This is a genomic window from Serratia sp. BFP-2025, assembly GCF_050880365.1.
GTDB classification, from domain to species: Bacteria; Pseudomonadota; Gammaproteobacteria; order Enterobacterales; family Enterobacteriaceae; genus Serratia; species Serratia surfactantfaciens.
In genome coordinates this window covers 87,239-105,497 of the sequence record NZ_JBPAFV010000001.1, presented here as the reverse complement: position 1 = coordinate 105,497, position 18,259 = coordinate 87,239, and the positions used below count along the sequence as shown (strand labels likewise).

The following is an 18,259-nucleotide window of genomic DNA, read 5'->3' as shown; positions in this document are numbered from 1 at the left end:
TGTTGTCTTGTTGTTCTGTATACCAGCCTGACCGGGCCAGTTCTTTGATTAAAGTCAATTTTTACCGGGTAGGCACAACGCGTGAAGGGGCAAATTTATGTTTTATATCAATTTTCCCGTCGCGCCAAAAACCAATTATTTTTGTAAATTTTCAAAAATAATTGCATTGCGCGCGACGGCGAGAAACGAAAAGCGGGTTTCACTGCGCGTGCCGACACGGTAAGCTATAGCCTATGAATTGCTAAAGAAAACAAAGGAGAGCGTTTATGGCCACCTCCCTCACCTGGCATGACGTGATCGGCAAAGAGAAAGAGCAGCCCTATTTTGTTGAAACGCTCGCCTTTGTTGCCGCTGAGCGCCAGGCCGGTAAGACCATTTATCCACCGCAGAAGGACGTGTTCAACGCTTTCCGCTATACCGAGCTGGCGGACGTCAAGGTCGTCATCCTCGGCCAGGATCCCTACCACGGCCCCAACCAGGCGCACGGTCTCTCTTTCTCGGTACGCCCCGGTGTGCCGGCGCCGCCGTCGCTGGTGAACATGTATAAAGAGCTGGCGACCGACATTCCCGGCTTCGAACGCCCGGATCACGGCTACCTGCAAAGCTGGGCCGAGCAGGGAGTGCTGCTGCTCAACACCGTGCTGACGGTAGAAGGCGGCCGTGCGCACTCGCACGCCAACCTGGGCTGGGAAACCTTTACCGATAAAGTGATCGCCGCCCTGAACGAGAACCGTGAAGGCGTGGTATTCCTGCTGTGGGGCTCGCATGCGCAGAAGAAAGGCAACTTTATCGACCGCAACCGCCACCACGTGCTGAAAGCGCCGCATCCGTCGCCGCTCTCCGCCCACCGCGGTTTCCTCGGCTGCCGCCACTTCTCGCAGGCCAATCAGCTGCTGGAGCAGCAAGGCCTCACGCCGATCGACTGGATGCCGCGCCTGCCGCAGGCGTAGCCCAGAGACAAAAAAGGCACCCTCGGGTGCCTTTTTTATGCCGTTGCCGGGGCGATTACGCCTTGGCTTTGGAGACCGCGACCATCGCCGGGCGCAGCAGGCGGCCGTTCAGCGTGTAGCCTTTCTGCATCACCATCATCACATGGTTCGGCTGGTGATCGGCGGATTCCATCATGCTCATCGCCTGATGCACTTCCGGGTTGAACGGCACGTTGACGTCGCCGACGATTTCGATGCCGTACTTGCGCACCACGTCCAGCAGCGATTTCAGCGTCAGCTCGATGCCTTCGATCATTGCGGCCAGTTCCGGATTGTTTTTATCCGCCAGATCCAGCGCGCGCTCCAGGTTGTCGATCACCGGCAGCAGATCGCCGGAGAATTTCTCCAGGGCGAACTTGTGCGCTTTCTCGACGTCCAGTTCGGCGCGGCGGCGGATGTTTTCCGCTTCCGCTTTGGCGCGCAGCAGGCTGTCGCGCTCGTGCTGCTGCGCTTCCGCCAGTTGGGCTTCCAGTTCGGCGATACGCGCATCGCGCAGATCGACGCCTTCCGCCGCTTCCGGCAGCGTATCCTCGTGATGAGCGTGTTGTTCCATTTCTTCCGAGACTTGCTCGTTTGGCGTCTTCTGTTCTTTACTACTCATGAATATCTCCGCGTTTTAGCATTAATCTCGCAACTTGGCTTATTATGGGGATCAAAACCGGGGTTTCAAGTCAACCGGTCACAATGTGGGGCATAAACGGGTCCCGGTGAGGAAAATCACAACAAATGAATAAAAAATTCGCCTGTATTGGCATTGTTGGCCACCCGCGTCACCCTTCAGCGCTGGCAACCCACGAGATGCTGTTCCACTGGCTGGTCGCCCGCGGCTATTCGGTGATGGTCGAACGCCAAATCGCCCATGATTTGGGGCTGAAAGACGCCGTCACCGGCAGCCTGGCGGATATTGGCCAGCGGGCCGATCTGGCGGTGGTGGTTGGCGGCGACGGCAACATGCTCGGCGCCGCGCGCGTGCTGGCGCGCTACGACATCAAGGTGATCGGGGTCAACCGCGGCAACCTCGGCTTCCTCACCGATCTCGATCCCGACAACGCCCTGCAGCAGCTGGCGGACGTGCTGGAAGGCGAGTATATCGACGAACAGCGTTTCCTGCTGGAAACCATCGTGCATAAAGAGCACCAGCAGTGCCGCATCAGCACCGCCATCAACGAAGTGGTGCTGCACCCCGGCAAAGTGGCGCACATGATCGAATTCGAAGTGTACATCGACGATCGCTTCGCCTTCTCGCAGCGTTCCGACGGCCTGATCATCGCCACCCCGACCGGATCCACCGCCTACTCGCTCTCCGCCGGCGGGCCAATCCTCACCCCGTCGCTGGAAGCGATCGCGCTGGTGCCGATGTTCCCGCACACCCTCTCCGCTCGGCCGCTGGTGATCAACGGCGACAGCACCATCCGGTTGAAGTTTTCGCAGATCGGCAGCGATCTGGAGATCAGCTGCGACAGCCAGATCGCGCTGCCGATCCAGGAAGGCGAAGAAGTGCTGATCCGCCGCAGCGATTTCCACCTGAATCTGATTCATCCGAAGGACTACAGCTATTTCAACACGTTAAGCACCAAGTTGGGCTGGTCGAAAAAATTGTTCTAAAATCTGCGTCGGCCACTTTACTGTATATAAAACCAGTTTATACTGTATGAAACTACAGTTATGTGTTTATACACAGGAAGGTTCCCATGCTGGCGCAATTAACCATCAGCAACTTTGCTATCGTTCGTGAGTTGGAAATCGATTTTCAACCGGGTATGACGGCGATCACCGGTGAAACCGGCGCCGGCAAATCCATCGCCATCGATGCGCTGGGGCTGTGCCTCGGCAACCGCGCCGACGGCAACGTGGTGCGCCTGGGAGCCGCCCGCGCCGACATCTGCGCCCGCTTCTCGCTGGCGGACACCCCGTCCGCGCGCGAGTGGCTGGAGCAAAACCAGCTGGATGACAGCAACGAATGCCTGCTGCGCCGGGTGATCAACGCCGACGGCCGTTCGCGCGGCTTTATCAACGGCACTGCCGTGCCGCTGTCGCAGCTGCGCGAGCTGGGGCAACGCCTGATCCAAATCCACGGTCAACACGCCCATCAGCTGCTGCTCAAGCCGGAGCACCAAAAAGCGCTGCTCGACGCCTACGCCGACGAACCCGCCCTGCTGGCGGCGATGAGCCAGGCCTATCAACGCTGGCACCAGAGCTGCCGCGAGCTGGCGCACCACCAGCAGCAGTCCATCGAGCGCGAAGCGCGCAAGCAGCTGCTGCAATACCAATTGAAAGAGCTGAACGAATTCGCGCCGCAGGCCGGCGAGTTCGAGCAGACCGACGCCGAGTACAAGCGCCTGGCCAACAGCGGCCAGCTGCTGACCCTCAGCCAGCAGACGCTGCAGCTGCTCGCCGACAGCGACGAGAACAACATGCTCAGCCAGCTCTACAGCGCCAAACACCTGCTGATCGAGCTGGCCGGGCTGGACGACAAGCTCAGCGGCCTGTTGGACATGCTGGAAGAGGCCTCGATCCAGATCAGCGAAGCCAGCGACGAACTGCGCCACTACGCCGATCGCATGGATCTCGATCCCAACCGCCTGCACGAACTGGAACAACGCCTGTCGCGCCAAATCAGCCTGGCGCGCAAACATCAGGTCGCGCCGGAAGAGCTGCCGCAGCTGCATCAGCAGTTGCTGGATGAACAACAGCAGCTGTCGCAGCAGGAAAGCGACCATGAGCACCTGAACGAGGCGGTTACCCTGCATCATCAGCAGGCGCTGGCGCTGGCGGAAGAGCTGCACCAGAAACGCCTGCATTACGCGGCCGAACTGACTGCGCTCATCACCGACAGCATGCAGGCGCTCTCCATGCCACACGGCAAGTTCAACATCGACGTGCGCTTCGAACCGCAGCATCTGAGCGCCGAAGGGGCCAGCCGCACCGAGTTCTGCGTCTCCACCAACCCGGGGCAGCCGCTGCAGCCGCTGGCGAAGGTCGCCTCCGGCGGCGAGCTGTCGCGCATCGCGCTGGCCATTCAGGTGATCACCGCCCGCAAGATGGAAACCCCGGCGCTGATCTTCGACGAAGTGGACGTGGGCATCAGCGGCCCAACCGCCGCCATCGTCGGCCGTCTGCTGCGCCAGCTCGGCGAATCCACCCAGGTGATGTGCGTCACCCACCTGCCGCAGGTGGCCGGATGCGGGCATCAGCATCTGTTCGTCAGCAAGCAGACCGACGGCACGGTGACCGAAACCCAGATGGCGCCGCTGGATAAACGCGCCCGGCTGCAAGAGCTGGCGCGCCTGCTCGGCGGCAGCGAAGTCACCCGCAATACGCTGGCCAACGCCAAAGAACTGCTGGCGGCATAAAAAAGCTCAACTTTTTCACTTTCCTGCGGTCTGACAGTGACGCTGTTGGCCCGAGAAATATCTAAAGTGCGCCGCGGCGGCGATCCGAAGCCATCTCAACGGCCTGAAACAGGCCAAGCGCTTGAGGTGCTGAAGGAAAGCCAATGCGTCGCAACGTGAAAGATGAAGGGTATAAAGGTTTCCAACTGCCGCAAGGTCTATTATCATCGGCATCCTATGCCCTAAAGGAATGTGATTACTATGCGCTGTAAAACGCTGACTGCCGCCGCTGTAGTTCTTGTGATGCTGACTGCAGGCTGTTCTACTTTTGAAAAGGTGGTTTATCGTCCTGACATCAACCAGGGGAACTACCTGACGTCGACCGACGTGGCGAAAATCCAGAAAGGGATGACCCAGCAACAGGTCGCTTACACATTGGGCACCCCAATGCTGCAAGACCCGTTCGGGACTCAGACGTGGTTCTATGTGTTCCGCCAGCAGCCTGGCCATGAAGATATCACCCAGCAAACGCTGACGTTGACCTTCGACAGCGCAGGCGTGTTGACCGATATCCAGAACAAACCGGCACTGACCAAGTAATCGGCGCCGCCCGCTCTTCCGGCCCATGAGGAGGCATGATGTTCCTCATGACAGTCGCAGGCTGCAACGCGGAAGAGAGAATCAGTTTCAGATAAAAAAATAAGGCGCTCATAGCGCCTTATTTTTTTGCCTTTTCTGCCCGTTGCCGGCGCAGTTCTTTCGGATCGGCGATGAGCGGCCGGTAGATCTCAACCCGATCACCGTCGTTTAGCGTGTCGCCCAGCTTGGCCGGGCGGCTGTAGATACCGATTTTGTTGCTCTTGAGATCGATATCCTGACGCAGCTCCAGCAGGCCCGAAGCCGCAATCGCCTGCTCGACGCTGCTGCCCTCGGCCAGCTTCACCTTGCGCAGGTACTGGCGCTCCGGTAAGGCGTACACCACCTCGACCTGAATGTCAGACACTGTAGACCTCTTTCGCGCGCTGGGTGAATGCCTGCACCATGCTGCCCGCCAGCTCTTTAAATACCTTGCCGAACGCCAGTTCGATCAGTTTGTTGGTGAACTCGAAGTCCAGGTGCAGCTCCACCTTGCAGGCCTCTTCGCTCAGCGGTGTGAACTGCCAACCACCCATCAGCTTGCGGAACGGACCATCGACCAGCTGCATATTGATGCGTTGGTTATCCAACAGCGTATTGCGCGTGGTGAAGGTCTTGCTGATACCGGCCTTGGCGACGTCCACCGCGGCGGTCATTTCATTGGGGGTAGCGTTAAGCACCCGGCTGCCGGTGCAGCCTGGCAGAAAATCGGGATAAGAATGAACATCGTTAACCAACTGATACATCTGCTCGGCGCTGAACGGCACTAATGCAGACCGACTGATCTGGGGCATATCATTTCCTGTAAGACATAAAACGTACAGATAATACCATTTATCTGGCGGCAAACAAAAAATCTGCTAAGGGATGAGGGAACCAAAAATGCGAAAAATTGCGCAGGTGCTGAACGGGAAAGGATTTCTTTCGCTGAAGCATCCAGTATAATGAACGCACTATGACAAAGAAAAAAGCACACAAACCCGGTTCCGCCACCATTGCCCAAAACAAGCGCGCGCGTTTCGAATACTTCATTGAAGAAGAGTTCGAGGCTGGCCTGTCGCTGCAAGGGTGGGAAGTTAAATCGCTGCGTGCTGGCAAAGCCAACCTCAGCGACAGCTACGTGACGTTCCGTGACGGTGAAGCCTATTTGTTTGGCGCCACCATCACTCCGCTCAACGTGGCCTCGTCGCATGTGGTGTGCGATCCGACACGTACCCGTAAACTGCTGCTGAACAGACGCGAGCTGGACACCTTGCTCGGCCGCGTCAACCGCGAGGGTTACACCGTGGTGGCCTTGTCCCTGTATTGGAAAAATGCCTGGAGCAAGATCAAGATCGGCGTAGCCAAAGGCAAGAAAGAGCACGACAAACGCGATGACATCAAAGATCGCGAATGGCAGACGGCGAAAGCCCGTATCATGAAGCACGCCAATCGTTAAGCCGCTGGCTTATCGAGGTAAACTTCTGGTATACTGCACAAAGTTACTTGGGGCTGATTCTGGATTCGACGGGATTTGCGAAGCCCTAGGAGCATGCCGAGGGGCGGTTGGCCTCGTAAAAAGCCGCAAAAAAATAGTCGCAAACGACGAAAACTACGCTTTAGCAGCTTAATACCCTGCTTAGAGCCCTCTCTCCCTAGCCTCCGCTCTTAGGACGGGGATCAAGAGAGGTCAAACCCAAAAGAGATCGCGTGGACGTCCTGCCTGGGGCTGAAGCGTTAAACTCAATCAGGCTAGTCTGTCAGTAGCGTGTCCATCCGCAGCTGGCCGGCGAATGTAAAGATTGGACTAAGCATGTAGTGCCGACGGTGTAGTAATTTCGGACGCGGGTTCAACTCCCGCCAGCTCCACCAAATACGTCGCCAGTGAACCAGATAGACCCGGCGATAATAGCGAAAAAGCCCACAACTTCGGTTGCGGGCTTTTTTGTTTTTGTGGCACTCAGGGGCGAAGGCCCCAAAACCCGAACGCCCTCTGGCCGGCACAGGCGAGTGTTCCCGATAGAGACCATGCGTAGCCAGCCGGTTGTGTGCAGCAGCACGTTGCGCATCATAGGGGCGTGTTCGATCCGCCCAGTGCATACCACCGCCTGTACGCTCGCACGCACACCGGCTGATTTAACAAAAAACCCCGCCGCAGCGGGGAAAGCTCAGGAAGCTTTTTTCGCCATAATCTCGATGATCTGCCTGTCGGTGTGCTGCATCGAGCGGCTGGCCAGCGCGCAAAGGTTGGCGATCGACTGCTCAACATCATTCGCCACGATCCCCTCGTTGCCGGTTACCGCCGTGTCGTCCAGCGCCATCAGCACCGCCTTCCACGCCGACGAGGCGCTGGTGGAAACCTTCATCGCACAGCTGTTGGAAGCGCCATCGCAAATCATCCCGCTCACATCGCCAATCATGCTGCCGATGGCCTTGGCGATGGTGTCGTACCGGCCATCCGCCAGCCACGCCATCCCGGCGGCCGCCCCCATCGAGGCGGTAGTGGCGGCGCACAGCGCGGAGAGGCGCGGCAGGCGATAGTGGATATAAATGGCGCTCAGGTGCGACAGCATCAGCGCACGCGCCAGCTGTTCCTCATCGGCCGCGAAGTGCTCCGCCACCACCATCACCGGCAAGGTGGCAGCGATCCCCTGATTGCCCGAGCCAGAGTTGCTCATCGCGGGCAGCGTCGCCCCTCCCATCCGCGCATCGGACGCCGCACTGGTGCGGATCACGATGTCGCTGGCCAGATCGCTCGCCATCAATCCGCGTGCGCGATGTTTTTGCAACGTGGCACCCACGTGTAGCCCCCACTGGCTGCGCAGCCCTTCTTGCGACAGCGCACCGTTGAGGCGCGCGGCATCGAGAATAAAACGGATATCCGCGAACGGCGCCTGCTCGATGAAATCCACGATCTCACGCAGCGAAGTCTGCTCCAGCACTTGCAGCGGGCATGCCGGCTCGGCGCCCTGCGGCTGCGCCTTCAGCGTATAGAGCGTCTCGCCCTGCCGCTCGATACTGACGATGCGGGTATGCCCGCCGACGATGGTGGCGCTGGCCCATTGATCGCCGGCGTAAACCTTCGCCCGGGAATAGAGGATATCTTCGCAAGGCGACTGTAGCATGACGCGCACCGCCCCCTGCGCCAACAGCCGCTTCGCTTGCGTTATGGCCGCTGCAGAGGCCTTCTCGAGCACTTCCAAACCGCCGTCGGCATCGCCGCCGATAGCCCCCAACGCGGCGGCGATCGGCAATCCCACCATGCCGGTGCCAGGCACCGTCACGCCCATGCCATTTTTCATCAAATTCGGCGAAACCCAGGCTTCAATGCGATCCACCGGCCCCGGTAAATGAGCCGCCGCCGTGGCGCTGGCCAGCGCCAGGGAAACCGGTTCGGTACATCCCAATGCAGGCTTCACCTCCTCCTGCACGACGCGGATGTATTTTTTCCATAATGAAAGACTTTCAGGGTTCAACATAATGACAACCTTAATACCGTATTAGCTCTATCAGGAGAATGCCAGGAACGGGGAGACGCACAGAAGCAAGCCGGTCACGATGATAAGCACCAGCGATGCGCCTTTATATTTATGCAGCGCCGGCACCTTATGGACCAGCCACGCAGGAATAAGGCAGCCCACCAGGCCGAAGATCGGGCTGCAAATGGATGTGAAGCTCAGCACCGGCGCATTCAGCACAATGGCGCTCCAGGCCAGCAGAATAGCGAACACCATAATGCCGCGCTGCACATAGGTTTCATTGATGTTTTCCAGCGGCAGCTTGCGGCGCAGCAGGTTCATCACGATGCCCTGCGTCGCTTCGCGAAAGCCCAAATAAACACCGAAAAAGGCGGTCATCACGGCGAAAATATTAAGGATCACGCTGACGACTTTGACCCAGGCGGCGCCGTCACCGCTAATAAACTGAGCGGCGATCGCCAGGGCGGAAATGTTCTGCTCATAGGCTTTTACCGCCTCATCATGCCCCATCGCCAGCGTAAAAGAGACGGCATAGAAAAAGACGGTGGTAAACAGAATGCCAAAGGCGATATTCATGGCGCGCAGCGCTTTATGGCGGGCAATCTCAATCGATTTTTCACGCGAGCGGTAGGAAATGACCATCGGGCTAAGCGTCTGAATAAACAGAATCGAAGTCAGAGTAAACGGCAGCGTAATAATGGCGTTTTTAATCAACAGCGCCGCCGGTGGCAGCGCGCCGATGTTATGCACATGCCACAGGCCAATCATCGACACGCCGAGCGCCGCCACAACCAGCAGCTTGGTCAGCACCATCAGGCTTGAAAGTTTGAATAGCAGCTGTTCACCGCGCGATGAAATCGCCACTAAAATGCAGATCAGCGCCAGGCCATAAAAAGGGTTGTCGGACAACAGCCCTTCCGTCACGCCGAAGGTGTGCAAATAAGACGCGCTGTCGTTGGTGATGGCGGTGGAATAAACGAACATCCAGATCACCAGCATGACAAAATAGAGTGCGCCGAGTAGGATGCCCCAGTTTTTCCCCAGATAGCCGCTAATCACGCTGGGATAGTCTTTGCACTCGGGCGATTCCGCGAGGGTATTGATAAATAAGCGCTGGAATAAATACATAGCCGGATAACCGATAATAGAGGAGAGCAGAAATACCCACAGCCCCATCAATCCAACCTGCACCGGTAAAAAAACAATGCCGGCACCAATCGCCATGCCGATACTCATAATCACCCAGCCGGTATCGGTACTGTCGAATTTAATTGCCTCACGCCATTCACTTTCCGTCATCTTCGCCCGCAACGCCGGCGACGTGTCATCCAATAGCACGCTATTATTTGAAGCCGTTTCCATAAGGTTCTCGCTTGTGTAGGTAGAGGTTTTTTTTAATAGTTTCTGCACGATGGATAATTCTAAAATGCAGGCGAGTTATCGTTTTAATGTGCGAAATCTTACCCCTGAAACAAGAGAAAAAAGTCACAATATTTGTATGGATTAAGGCTATCAAAGAGAAAAAAATCCCATAAAAAAAGAATAAGAAGAAATAAATTCTATCAAAAACCAGTATGAGAGGCGCATCACATTATCCCAACGCGCCACAATATGAATCACAGACCAGGTGAACGCAGCGTTCCGCCCGTTTTGCATTCGCAGCGCCCGGCAGGCTAAACCGCATACCGGGCGCCCCCTTTACCGCCCCTCTTTCTCCCCCAGGAAGAAATACCATAGCGGAATGGAAAGCAGCAGGGTGAATACCAGCGTATACAGCAACACCATCAGACTCTGCATCACGATCATCTGTGCGCTCCAGGCGCCGATCGGCAGCTGAAACTGCTCGACGGTGCCGCCAAGGATCGCCTTGCCCATCACGCAGCCGACCGCCACCGCGACCGTCGCCACCGCAGCGCGGAACTTACGCACCTCTACGCGCCGAGCGGCCGCTTCTGGCGTTTCTTCGCCATGCCCCTGCCGTTGGCCACGCCAGCGCCACACGTCCGCCACCAATAGCGCCGCGAGACTCACGCCCATCAGCGGCAGACAATAGCCCAAGGCTACGGCGATCGACAGCGTGATTACCCGCGCCGGCAGGGAAAGCGCCAGCCAGGCGGCGACCAGCGTCTGCACCGGATGCTGCGCACCCGCAGCCGGGCGGCGCATCCACCACATGCGGTACCCCAACACGATCGTCAGGCACAGCCCAAGGCCAAACGCCGCCAGCAGCAGCTGATTCGGCAAGCCGAATAGAATACCCATGTGGGCGTCGATACCCCAGCGGGTCAGCTTGGCGATGAGCGGGAAGGTGCTGAACCGCACCTGGTCGACGACGGCGAAGCTCTGCGGCGCGATGGCGACCGCGTCCACCTGCGTTGGCCAGCTGCGATCCACTTCGGTCACCGTCCAGGCTTTACCCTCGCCCTTCGGCTGGCGCAGCTCTATCTTGGCGGTATCGATCCCGGCGGCGCGCGCGGCATGCAGCGCCCGATCCCAATCACCGTTCAGCGCATTGGCCTGTGCGGCAGGGTTCATCTTCATGCCCGGCATCATACCGCGGTGCTCGGCGTGCGGATCGGCCGGCGTCTGCGGCGCATCGGCCTGCAGGCTGGCGTTGACCTGCGGCGTTAGCCAGCCCAGGTTGGCCCGCAGCGCATCGATGTTGCCGCCGGCCCACTGCGACCAGGTCAGCCCGGTGGCCGAGAAGAACAGCAGCCCGGCCAACAACGCTACGCCCAGCGTGATATGCAACTGGCGGCTGGCGGCGAAACGCCCTTTTGCCCTTTTCAGCTTGCGCTTCGGCCGCGTCGCCAGCCACAGCGCCACGCCGCCCAGCGCGGCCACCCACAGCCAGGAGGCCGCCAGCTCGCTGTAATTGCGGCCCAGGTCGCCGAGCAGCAGGCTGCTGTGCAGCTTATCCAGCCAGGTGCGCAGCGGCAGCACGCCGGAGGTGCCATACACCGTCATATCCCCCTTGATCGCCAGGGTGTAAGGATCGACAAACAGCGCGCGCGACTCGGAAGCGCCCAGATCGCCTCCCACGAACTGTACGCGCGTGGTATCCGTCGCGCCGGGCGCCGGGCGCACGGCGTAAATGCGCGTCTCGGCACCCGCCACGCGGCGGGCGGCGGCGATTTGGTCGGCCAGCGATCTTGCCTGTCCGTGCGGTTCGGTGAAAAGCGCATCGCGATACAGCGCCTCTTCAAGCTGCGGCGTCAACACATACAACGTACCGGTCAGTGCGGCGACCAGAATAAAAGGAGCAACCAGCAGGCCGATATAAAAATGCAGCCGTCTGATCAGGTTCAGCATCGCGCCACGCGGCGATGCGGCAGGTGGAGTTTTGGTTATTGAAGACATGGCCTTTCTCGTTTTTCAAACTGTGCACGCAGGCAAACCGTCCGCAGCGATACGGACGGCGTTACCCATGATCAAGCAATAAGGAAAAACGGCTGGCCGGGCGGCCCGCGCGGGCTCGGCCGCAGGGCAAGGCGCCGAATGGGCGGGGGGACGATGCGCGGAGCGCAAGGCAGGCGCGCAATACGCGCCATCAGCCACAGCAGCGGGACGAATGCCCACAGCAGCAGCGGCACGTGGATCAGCAGCTCACAATAGCCGCAGAAAATCATCTCCGCCGGGTCCATGCCGTGGTGGCCGGCATGCTCGGCGGCGGGCATCGCCATTCCGTGCATGTCATGCGGCATGGCGGCTGCCGGCTGCGCCATGCCGCCCATCATCTGATGGTGCATCAGCGATTTCGACACCACCGGCGCAACAAACAGCAACAGCACCGCCATAATGGCGATGCTGGCGGCAAAGCGTTGCTGTAGCTGGCGTGGCACTCTCATCGCAGCGGTGAATTAACCCGGTCGGTTGCGAACAAGCGGCCAGTGTAACCTCAATGAACGGTGAGGTGAATGAAAAGCGAAACGTGTGGGATCAGGGAGATCTCCCGCTAACGATTTGGTATCCGCTATAGGCTCTCGACACGACGACGGATTGCCGGCCGACGCTTCTTTCTTGCTGCCCTCCCAATCATGCCCTGGGTGTTTATATTGAGCCTCTTTTTATTAACCGTTTTATAGTGCATATAGAATGAAAACAAACTCAGCAACAACAGCAATAACGCCAAAAACAATAAAATCATCAATGCACCTTGTATTCAAAAATCCATTTACAGCTCATTGCCACGCAAAATCAGCCAGTTATAGAGTTCAACTTTGCGGTTAAAACCGAATTTTTTCATCACGGCCCCACGGTGGGAACTGACGGTTTTAACGCTGATATTCAATTGCATTGAAATTTCTGCCGGCGTGACGCCTTTTGCCAACAGGCGCATGATTTGTTGCTGACGGTGGGTCAAATCTTCTTCAGGCGAGTTAACCCGGCGCTGATAACCAAAATTCTCTCGTTCACGCCACAAGGTATCCAGGTAGAAACGCAGCTGCTGTAAACTTTCTTTTTTTAACAATGCTTGCTGGAGGCGTGCCAAGCGCCATGTCGCAAGGCTGTTTTTTCCCTCACCCAGTGAAAAAAGAATGGTATTCTTGGTTGATGACCGTAAAATCTTGCCAATAAAATAGGCCATGTAGTTACTTGACTCATAAAATATAACATCAGCGTTCTCTAGCCTGTCCTCATTGACAAACACTGCGGATTTATTCTTTTCTTTGAAATACTCAATCAAGAATAATTTCAACCCCTCAGAATGAAACAGGTCGCTATCCAACAAGCCAATATAGACTGGCGCTTTCATATTTACCTCATCGTTATCTGCTTCGCCATCTTTAAAAAGAAAATATCTTTCGCATCAAAAAAAGAGTGCAAATCAGGTTGCCGCATAATAAAAACATTTTTCAGCTATTTGAAGGGCTGGATTCGGCCGATAACGGCGATAGTCTGCAAAGCAGTCCCACCTTCGTCAGGAATAAAGCAATCACGTATTTTCCCGGCGGCAAGACCACATAAGCAGACATGACAGAAAAACACGAAACATAAAAACCAGCATAAGCAACGTTACCGCCAATTTTTCTTTGGGTTAATATGCCGCGTTCTCTTTTCAATATTACACTGGTGCAATAATAATAGTGAAACTCCCAGAGAATTCCCCCTCAAGTTGGGAGGTAAATCCGTTTAATGTTGAGGTAATCCTCAACCGGGTCGGTGATGTCGACGCGGAAATCCTGACGCCATCCCCCAACTTCCTATCATTGATAGTGATATCACTGCGTAATCCACTGGCCTGAGATAAAACAACCGAGTTTATTTGTGTAGGTGAAATGACATAAACAGACATCGCGGAAGAACACGTAACATAAAAATCAGCATAGGCCGAGTTGCCGTTAACCTCCCGGGGGGGCAATGTGCCATGATTTATCTCCAAGACAGGCTGGTCGATCCGGCATACGGTTGGCGGATAATCGCCATAAGTGCAAGCAATATCAAAGGAGTATGCACTTCCAGTACCCCAATTGCTATTAAGATACCCCAGACGCCAGCAAGATTTTCCACCTACACCAGAATTTCTTTTGCCATCGAATCTCTTTCCGAGAAACCCGGCCTTAATAAATAACTTACCTAGCTCCCCCATGGTTTTTGCGTCTCTGGCCCCTGGAACAGTAAACGCTTTAATATCCAGAGCGCCTTCACCAGGGCCAACAGAGTGAAATATAAAGTAAATATCATCATCTTTAACCCCCGGATTTATCGTGCCGGACCAAACGTGCATAGGATTAAACCTCGTATCATTAATATCCCATGACTCTACACTCACCATATCAGCGTACCCAGGCGTCGTCACAACATTTAGTTCATAGGGAGCAGAAAACGCCACCGAAGAATAAAAAGCAGAAACAAAAAAAAGGGGGAAAACTTTCATTTTATGCCACCTGTAATATTATTCATACGCCAAACTAAACGTGGCCACCGCGCCAAACGCCCCGCGCCCAATCGTTTTTCTCTCGATCGCCTGCGGTTCACCGCGCACATAGGCCTGCAACGCGACGCTATTGCCGCCGGCCCGCAAACTGTATTTATCGCTGGTTTTATTCATCGGCAGCGCTTTTCCTTCCGGCGTCTCCAGCCCGATAGCAATCCCCTTCGCCTGGCTGTCGGCGTTAATCGCCAGCAGGCCGGGCAGCGCCAGACTTTCCGTTCCCAGCAAGGTTATCGCCACCGTTTTCCCCAGGCTGATATCGCATTCCGCCAGGTGAATTTCAAACGTCTGCCCCAGCGTGCGGGTATTGAGGTACAGGTATTTGTCGATGATGGTGCCGAAATCCAGTGCGATTTCCTCATCGCCCGGCGCGATCACGCACGGCTCCGCCACCAGCGCGCCATGCAGGCGCAGGTTATTCGCCGCCAAGGCCGCGCCAGCGTTCAACACTAAAACCGTGGCCAGCAGGTATGTGCCAATAATCTTTTTCATCGCTTACCCTTCCTACTGATAATCGGCCTGCAGTGTCGCCCAAGCCTCGAATGCCCCCTCGCTCAGCGTGACACCTTGTTTTTGTACCGGCACCGCCTCCAGCTGCGGTGGGTTATCCAAGGTGATGTTCAAGGTGCTGCCCGGCGTGAAAGGCTCATCGTCCCGGTATATGCGGATGCCCAAATCGCTTTTGTTGGTCGCCAACGCCTGTTTATCGAAGCCGCTGACGCCGCCCTTCAGACTTAGGGTTAGCGCCCAATTGCCGTTGGTCGCTCTGTCGCAGGTAATTTGGTAATTCAGCACCTGGCGGTAGTTAACCCCGTCCACCTTGTTAATGCCGACGCGCTGACCGAAGTCCACGTCAACCTGGTTGCCGTCATTAATGCGGCACGGCGGCGGCGCAAGCAGTGTGCCGCGGAAAGTCATGTTCTCCGCCGCTAGCGCGATATTCAGCGGCCCTATCAGGCCGCCTGTCAACAACAGGGCACGCATCGTTTTATTCATTTTCCGTTCCCTTACTGGTAAGCCACCTTCAGCGTGGCGCCCGCCGTAAATTCACCGCCGCTGAGCGCAGTACCGCTCTGTTTAATCGGCACCGCCCATAGTTCCGGTGCATTCGGGTAGGTGAAATTCAGCCAGCTATTGATCGCCAGCTTGCTGCTGCCTTGCTGCAATTGGATGCCCAGCGCTGTTTTATTGGTTTTCAATGCCGTCGAGTCAAAGGCCGTACCGGTGCCCTGCACCTGTAACTTCATGGCATTTTTACTTTGGCCGCTGCAGGACAGGGTGTAACCCACCGCCGTCCGATAATTTTTGCCGTCTACCCGAGTGGTCATGACTTCGCCAAAATTCACCTCGATCGGCCGATCGCCGTTAATCACACAGGGTGGCGGCGCCACCACCGTAACTCTTACGGTCACCGTGGTCGCCGCCTGTAACATCAGCGGCACGGTAATCAACAATGCGCTCAGGCAGCCGATTCGCTGTCGGTTCCTTACTCTCGTTATCGTTTCATCCATGTTCAGCCCCGCCTCAGTCATAGCTCAGATAAAAGTCCATCACCGCCCGGTAGCTGCCAGCCAGCAAACCGGCCGCCGTGCGTTCCGGCGTGATGGTGTAGCTCAGGCTGTTTCGCCCCGGCGTCAGCAGCAGCGGCGCACCTCTTTCGCCCAGCCGCACATCGCGCCCGTGTGCATCCTTTAGCCGCAGCCCCAGGCCGGATACGCCGCGCGCCTGCACCAACTGCGGGTTATTCGCATCACGCGGCGCCCGGAAACTCACCGTCACCGCCGGCTGGTCATTGGCCCAGACCAACCCGCCGGTTCGCAGGTCACGGCTGCCCGCCGGGCTGCGCAGGCAGTCCGCCAGCCGCAGCTCAAAGCGCACCGGCGTGCCGCGATCGCCTGTCTGCTTCAATCGCCCGGTGCCGACTTCACCCAACGCGATGTCCTGGCGCACGCTGTCCATCTCCAGCCGACAGGCGCTCTCGGTCAGCGCGCCCTGCACATACAGCACGCCGTTGGCACCCTCTACCTGCCAGTTATCCGCCGCCTGCGCCGCTGGCAACAGCCACAGCAGCGCGGTCAGGCTCAATGGCGCCATCAAGGCCAGTGCCGCCAGCACGGCGTAATATCGCAGCTCGCTTATCCAGTAAGCGCGTTCCGCCATCAGCTCCTTTGCCATTTATCCTCCTGTCTACTTTATCTGGATGCAGCGGTTAATCGCCTTTCTTCTCCGGCACCACCTTGCAGATAGTGCCGCTGCAGCTGAAGCTCAGCTGTGGGCGGCCGCCGTAGTCGTTGACGTAGGTCAGCACCGGGCTGTTGCCCACGCTCGCCGCACTCACCGTCAGCGGCAGGCTGCCCTTCGGCGGCACCATCATCGGTTCGAAAGCTTTCACCGGCGCGCTCTTGCTGCTGCCCGCATCTACCAGGGTGACGTAGTACGGCGTCGGGTTGTTCACCACGTACTTGTCGCCCTGCCGGCTCAGCGTCAGCTGCTCCTGCGGCGGCGGCGCATTGGTGTCGATGCCCAGCCCCGCCGGGCGGTAGAACAGCTTGATGCGCGTCTGCAGCGCGATCTGCAGGGTGTTCGGTTTGTTGCTCTTCGGCGGGATCTCGCGCAGGTTGAAGTAGTAGACCGTTTCGCGGTCCTGCGGCAGCTGTTTGGCCACCGGCAGCGCCTGGATCTTCACCTGGCTGGGCTTGCCCGGCTCGATGCGCTGCACCGGCGGCAGCACCGTCAGCGGGCTCTGGATCTTGTTACCCTGCTCGTCTTCAATCCAGCCCTGCGCCAGATACGGCAACTGCTTGTTCTGGTTGCTGACGCTCAGGCTCACCGAGTTCAGCGAACCGTCAAACACCACGCGGGTGCGATCCAGGGCAATTGCCGCCTGGGCAGGCAACGACGTAGATACGATCAGCACGGCCCCCGCTGCCGCCACAATGTGTTTTTCGGCAAACGCCGCAAATAAACGTTTCGTATTTTTCATAACAACCTCAACTCAATAAATATAAAAATTCATCCAATCAATAAAAGTTCATTTAGATAACATTAAAAATAATCACCGCACTGCCGGTAAAGTCGCCTGAGGTTTCTTTTTTCAGTTCCGACTCATCGAGAGAGGCAAACAGCTCGACGCTGCCCTTATAACCGACCTTAACGGTCACATCTCGTTTGTTGCTGGAGCCCGGTGCATCAACGGACAGTTTCACTTTGAGCTGCTGTTTATTTTGCGGATTGCTCAATATGATGGTATTTCCGCCGCTGCGATTGGCATCGGTAAATATTAAGCGCGCCGTCGCTTGTGAGGTGTAATCACCATCGCAGATCAACGATGCCGTAATGCTGGCGGTTTTAGATTCCTGGTTAACAATGCCAAAATCAATTTCACTGTTACTTAAACCATCGACCCGGCAAAATACGTTGACGGGGGGAAGAGGATCTATCGGTGGAAGACGGCCATCCTTGGTTGAAGCTAACCTTGTTCTATAGCCATTAAAAAAATCAATCCATACAATCGGATCCTTGCAAGGATATATCTTATTTATCGTTCCTTTGAACGGCATTTTATCTTTAATGGCTTTGTTAATTTCATCAAAGCTATGCCATTTACTATCGTTAAAAAGCACAATGCTGCTTAACGGGGAGAAAGGCGCACCACACACCCCCCCTGACGTAATGTTGGTATAGATACTGACCGAACATGTCCAGGTGTCAGGACAATAACTCCCTTTGCCGTCCATGTTCTCATTCCCCTCGCTATCCTCAGGGCCTAGTGTAATGCTGGTAACGTTGTAATCCACCGCAGTTCGATTATTAAGCCAATACCAGTCAGAAAAACTGGCGACTGTCGTTGCGGCGTTGCAAGCAACGGTAAAGAAAAACAAAAAAAAACCGATAAATAACACCATCATG

Annotated in this window: 20 protein-coding genes and 1 other RNA gene; 6 read left to right on the top strand and 15 right to left on the bottom strand. The window is 56.7% G+C overall.

Annotated elements, in window-relative coordinates; genetic code table 11:
* Positions 1–266 precede the first annotated feature (266 nt).
* Positions 267–950, top strand: coding sequence for a uracil-DNA glycosylase (ung, locus tag ACRAWE_RS00525; protein ID WP_033635636.1), 684 nt, complete (start codon positions 267–269; stop codon positions 948–950).
* A 55-nt stretch (positions 951–1,005) separates the two neighbouring features.
* Here the strand turns inward: ung and grpE are convergent, their stop codons facing one another.
* Positions 1,006–1,590, bottom strand: coding sequence for a nucleotide exchange factor GrpE (gene grpE / locus ACRAWE_RS00520; protein ID WP_025159545.1), 585 nt, complete (start codon positions 1,588–1,590; stop codon positions 1,006–1,008).
* Between the two features lie 125 nt (positions 1,591–1,715).
* Between grpE and nadK the strand changes: the two genes are divergently transcribed.
* The 3 genes from nadK (at position 1,716) to bamE (ending at position 4,921) form a co-directional block, all read left to right on the top strand.
* Positions 1,716–2,594, top strand: coding sequence for an NAD(+) kinase (gene nadK / locus ACRAWE_RS00515; RefSeq protein WP_019452304.1), 879 nt, complete (start codon positions 1,716–1,718; stop codon positions 2,592–2,594).
* A gap of 86 nt (positions 2,595–2,680) precedes the next feature.
* Positions 2,681–4,342 carry a DNA repair protein RecN gene (gene recN / locus ACRAWE_RS00510; protein ID WP_074055568.1) on the top strand — a complete coding sequence of 554 codons (1,662 nt, stop codon included), beginning with the start codon at positions 2,681–2,683 and terminating at the stop codon, positions 4,340–4,342.
* 240 nt (positions 4,343–4,582) lie between these two features.
* A complete protein-coding gene (gene bamE, locus ACRAWE_RS00505) occupies positions 4,583–4,921 on the top strand; it encodes an outer membrane protein assembly factor BamE (protein WP_004929101.1) in 339 nt (112 codons plus the stop codon).
* A 118-nt stretch (positions 4,922–5,039) separates the two neighbouring features.
* Here bamE and ACRAWE_RS00500 read toward each other — a convergent pair whose 3' ends face one another.
* Positions 5,040–5,324 carry an RnfH family protein gene (locus ACRAWE_RS00500; protein WP_019452302.1) on the bottom strand — a complete coding sequence of 95 codons (285 nt, stop codon included), beginning with the start codon at positions 5,322–5,324 and terminating at the stop codon, positions 5,040–5,042.
* On the bottom strand, positions 5,317–5,751 hold the full coding sequence (locus ACRAWE_RS00495; RefSeq protein ID WP_025159544.1) for a type II toxin-antitoxin system RatA family toxin: 435 nt from the start codon (positions 5,749–5,751) through the stop codon (positions 5,317–5,319). Before ACRAWE_RS00495 ends, ACRAWE_RS00500 begins: the two co-directional genes overlap by 8 nt.
* A gap of 161 nt (positions 5,752–5,912) precedes the next feature.
* On the opposite strand from ACRAWE_RS00495, the gene smpB reads away from it, so the two are divergent.
* A complete protein-coding gene (gene smpB / locus ACRAWE_RS00490) occupies positions 5,913–6,395 on the top strand; it encodes an SsrA-binding protein SmpB (protein ID WP_004929094.1) in 483 nt (160 codons plus the stop codon).
* A gap of 49 nt (positions 6,396–6,444) precedes the next feature.
* Positions 6,445–6,808, top strand: a transfer-messenger RNA (tmRNA) gene (ssrA, locus tag ACRAWE_RS00485).
* 296 nt (positions 6,809–7,104) lie between these two features.
* On the opposite strand, the gene ACRAWE_RS00480 is transcribed toward ssrA, so the two are convergent.
* The 12 genes from ACRAWE_RS00480 to ACRAWE_RS00425 all read right to left on the bottom strand — a co-directional run bounded on the left by ACRAWE_RS00480 (position 7,105) and on the right by ACRAWE_RS00425 (position 18,258).
* Complete coding sequence (locus ACRAWE_RS00480) at positions 7,105–8,415, bottom strand: serine dehydratase subunit alpha family protein (RefSeq protein WP_432524364.1); 1,311 nt, start codon at positions 8,413–8,415, stop codon at positions 7,105–7,107.
* A gap of 30 nt (positions 8,416–8,445) precedes the next feature.
* The gene (locus ACRAWE_RS00475) at positions 8,446–9,777 is read right to left on the bottom strand and encodes a hypothetical protein (protein WP_432524362.1); all 1,332 of its coding nucleotides are present in this window, start codon (positions 9,775–9,777) and stop codon (positions 8,446–8,448) included.
* Positions 9,778–10,113: 336 nt separating this feature from the next.
* Positions 10,114–11,775, bottom strand: coding sequence for a DUF2534 family protein (locus ACRAWE_RS00470; RefSeq protein ID WP_432524360.1), 1,662 nt, complete (start codon positions 11,773–11,775; stop codon positions 10,114–10,116).
* A 71-nt stretch (positions 11,776–11,846) separates the two neighbouring features.
* Positions 11,847–12,263, bottom strand: coding sequence for a DUF2946 domain-containing protein (locus ACRAWE_RS00465; protein ID WP_432524358.1), 417 nt, complete (start codon positions 12,261–12,263; stop codon positions 11,847–11,849).
* Between the two features lie 326 nt (positions 12,264–12,589).
* Entirely contained in the window at positions 12,590–13,171 is a 582-nt protein-coding gene (locus ACRAWE_RS00460; protein ID WP_063919920.1) for a response regulator transcription factor, read from the bottom strand.
* A 309-nt stretch (positions 13,172–13,480) separates the two neighbouring features.
* A complete protein-coding gene (locus tag ACRAWE_RS00455; protein WP_156785434.1) occupies positions 13,481–14,293 on the bottom strand; it encodes a hypothetical protein in 813 nt (270 codons plus the stop codon).
* Positions 14,294–14,311: 18 nt separating this feature from the next.
* The gene (locus ACRAWE_RS00450) at positions 14,312–14,842 is read right to left on the bottom strand and encodes a fimbrial protein (RefSeq protein ID WP_432524355.1); all 531 of its coding nucleotides are present in this window, start codon (positions 14,840–14,842) and stop codon (positions 14,312–14,314) included.
* Between the two features lie 12 nt (positions 14,843–14,854).
* On the bottom strand, positions 14,855–15,346 hold the full coding sequence (locus ACRAWE_RS00445; RefSeq protein WP_063919922.1) for a fimbrial protein: 492 nt from the start codon (positions 15,344–15,346) through the stop codon (positions 14,855–14,857).
* Between the two features lie 11 nt (positions 15,347–15,357).
* Positions 15,358–15,861 carry a fimbrial protein gene (locus ACRAWE_RS00440; RefSeq protein ID WP_063919977.1) on the bottom strand — a complete coding sequence of 168 codons (504 nt, stop codon included), beginning with the start codon at positions 15,859–15,861 and terminating at the stop codon, positions 15,358–15,360.
* Positions 15,862–15,874: 13 nt separating this feature from the next.
* Complete coding sequence (locus ACRAWE_RS00435; protein WP_063919923.1) at positions 15,875–16,525, bottom strand: fimbrial protein; 651 nt, start codon at positions 16,523–16,525, stop codon at positions 15,875–15,877.
* A 34-nt stretch (positions 16,526–16,559) separates the two neighbouring features.
* Positions 16,560–17,333: a fimbria/pilus periplasmic chaperone gene (locus ACRAWE_RS00430; RefSeq protein WP_248004936.1), complete on the bottom strand. Its 774-nt coding sequence runs from the start codon at positions 17,331–17,333 to the stop codon at positions 16,560–16,562.
* A 52-nt stretch (positions 17,334–17,385) separates the two neighbouring features.
* On the bottom strand, positions 17,386–18,258 hold the full coding sequence (locus tag ACRAWE_RS00425) for a hypothetical protein (RefSeq protein ID WP_211130678.1): 873 nt from the start codon (positions 18,256–18,258) through the stop codon (positions 17,386–17,388).
* Position 18,259: the final 1 nt, after the last annotated feature.

What these genes read in the sequence shown, in the direction of transcription:
- nadK (WP_019452304.1), top strand. Translation starts at nt 1,716, where the DNA reads ATGAATAAAAAATTCGCCTGTATTGGCATTGTTGGCCACCCGCGTCAC.
- ACRAWE_RS00435 (WP_063919923.1), bottom strand. Translation starts at nt 16,525, where the DNA reads ATGGCAAAGGAGCTGATGGCGGAACGCGCTTACTGGATAAGCGAGCTG.
- ung (WP_033635636.1), top strand. Translation starts at nt 267, where the DNA reads ATGGCCACCTCCCTCACCTGGCATGACGTGATCGGCAAAGAGAAAGAG.
- ACRAWE_RS00440 (WP_063919977.1), bottom strand. Translation starts at nt 15,861, where the DNA reads ATGGATGAAACGATAACGAGAGTAAGGAACCGACAGCGAATCGGCTGC.
- ACRAWE_RS00495 (WP_025159544.1), bottom strand. Translation starts at nt 5,751, where the DNA reads ATGCCCCAGATCAGTCGGTCTGCATTAGTGCCGTTCAGCGCCGAGCAG.
- ACRAWE_RS00460 (WP_063919920.1), bottom strand. Translation starts at nt 13,171, where the DNA reads ATGAAAGCGCCAGTCTATATTGGCTTGTTGGATAGCGACCTGTTTCAT.
- ACRAWE_RS00450 (WP_432524355.1), bottom strand. Translation starts at nt 14,842, where the DNA reads ATGAAAAAGATTATTGGCACATACCTGCTGGCCACGGTTTTAGTGTTG.
- smpB (WP_004929094.1), top strand. Translation starts at nt 5,913, where the DNA reads ATGACAAAGAAAAAAGCACACAAACCCGGTTCCGCCACCATTGCCCAA.
- ACRAWE_RS00430 (WP_248004936.1), bottom strand. Translation starts at nt 17,333, where the DNA reads ATGAAAAATACGAAACGTTTATTTGCGGCGTTTGCCGAAAAACACATT.
- ACRAWE_RS00445 (WP_063919922.1), bottom strand. Translation starts at nt 15,346, where the DNA reads ATGAATAAAACGATGCGTGCCCTGTTGTTGACAGGCGGCCTGATAGGG.
- ACRAWE_RS00465 (WP_432524358.1), bottom strand. Translation starts at nt 12,263, where the DNA reads ATGAGAGTGCCACGCCAGCTACAGCAACGCTTTGCCGCCAGCATCGCC.
- ACRAWE_RS00455 (WP_156785434.1), bottom strand. Translation starts at nt 14,293, where the DNA reads ATGAAAGTTTTCCCCCTTTTTTTTGTTTCTGCTTTTTATTCTTCGGTG.
- bamE (WP_004929101.1), top strand. Translation starts at nt 4,583, where the DNA reads ATGCGCTGTAAAACGCTGACTGCCGCCGCTGTAGTTCTTGTGATGCTG.
- ACRAWE_RS00425 (WP_211130678.1), bottom strand. Translation starts at nt 18,258, where the DNA reads ATGATGGTGTTATTTATCGGTTTTTTTTTGTTTTTCTTTACCGTTGCT.
- ACRAWE_RS00480 (WP_432524364.1), bottom strand. Translation starts at nt 8,415, where the DNA reads ATGTTGAACCCTGAAAGTCTTTCATTATGGAAAAAATACATCCGCGTC.
- ACRAWE_RS00475 (WP_432524362.1), bottom strand. Translation starts at nt 9,777, where the DNA reads ATGGAAACGGCTTCAAATAATAGCGTGCTATTGGATGACACGTCGCCG.
- recN (WP_074055568.1), top strand. Translation starts at nt 2,681, where the DNA reads ATGCTGGCGCAATTAACCATCAGCAACTTTGCTATCGTTCGTGAGTTG.
- grpE (WP_025159545.1), bottom strand. Translation starts at nt 1,590, where the DNA reads ATGAGTAGTAAAGAACAGAAGACGCCAAACGAGCAAGTCTCGGAAGAA.
- ACRAWE_RS00470 (WP_432524360.1), bottom strand. Translation starts at nt 11,775, where the DNA reads ATGTCTTCAATAACCAAAACTCCACCTGCCGCATCGCCGCGTGGCGCG.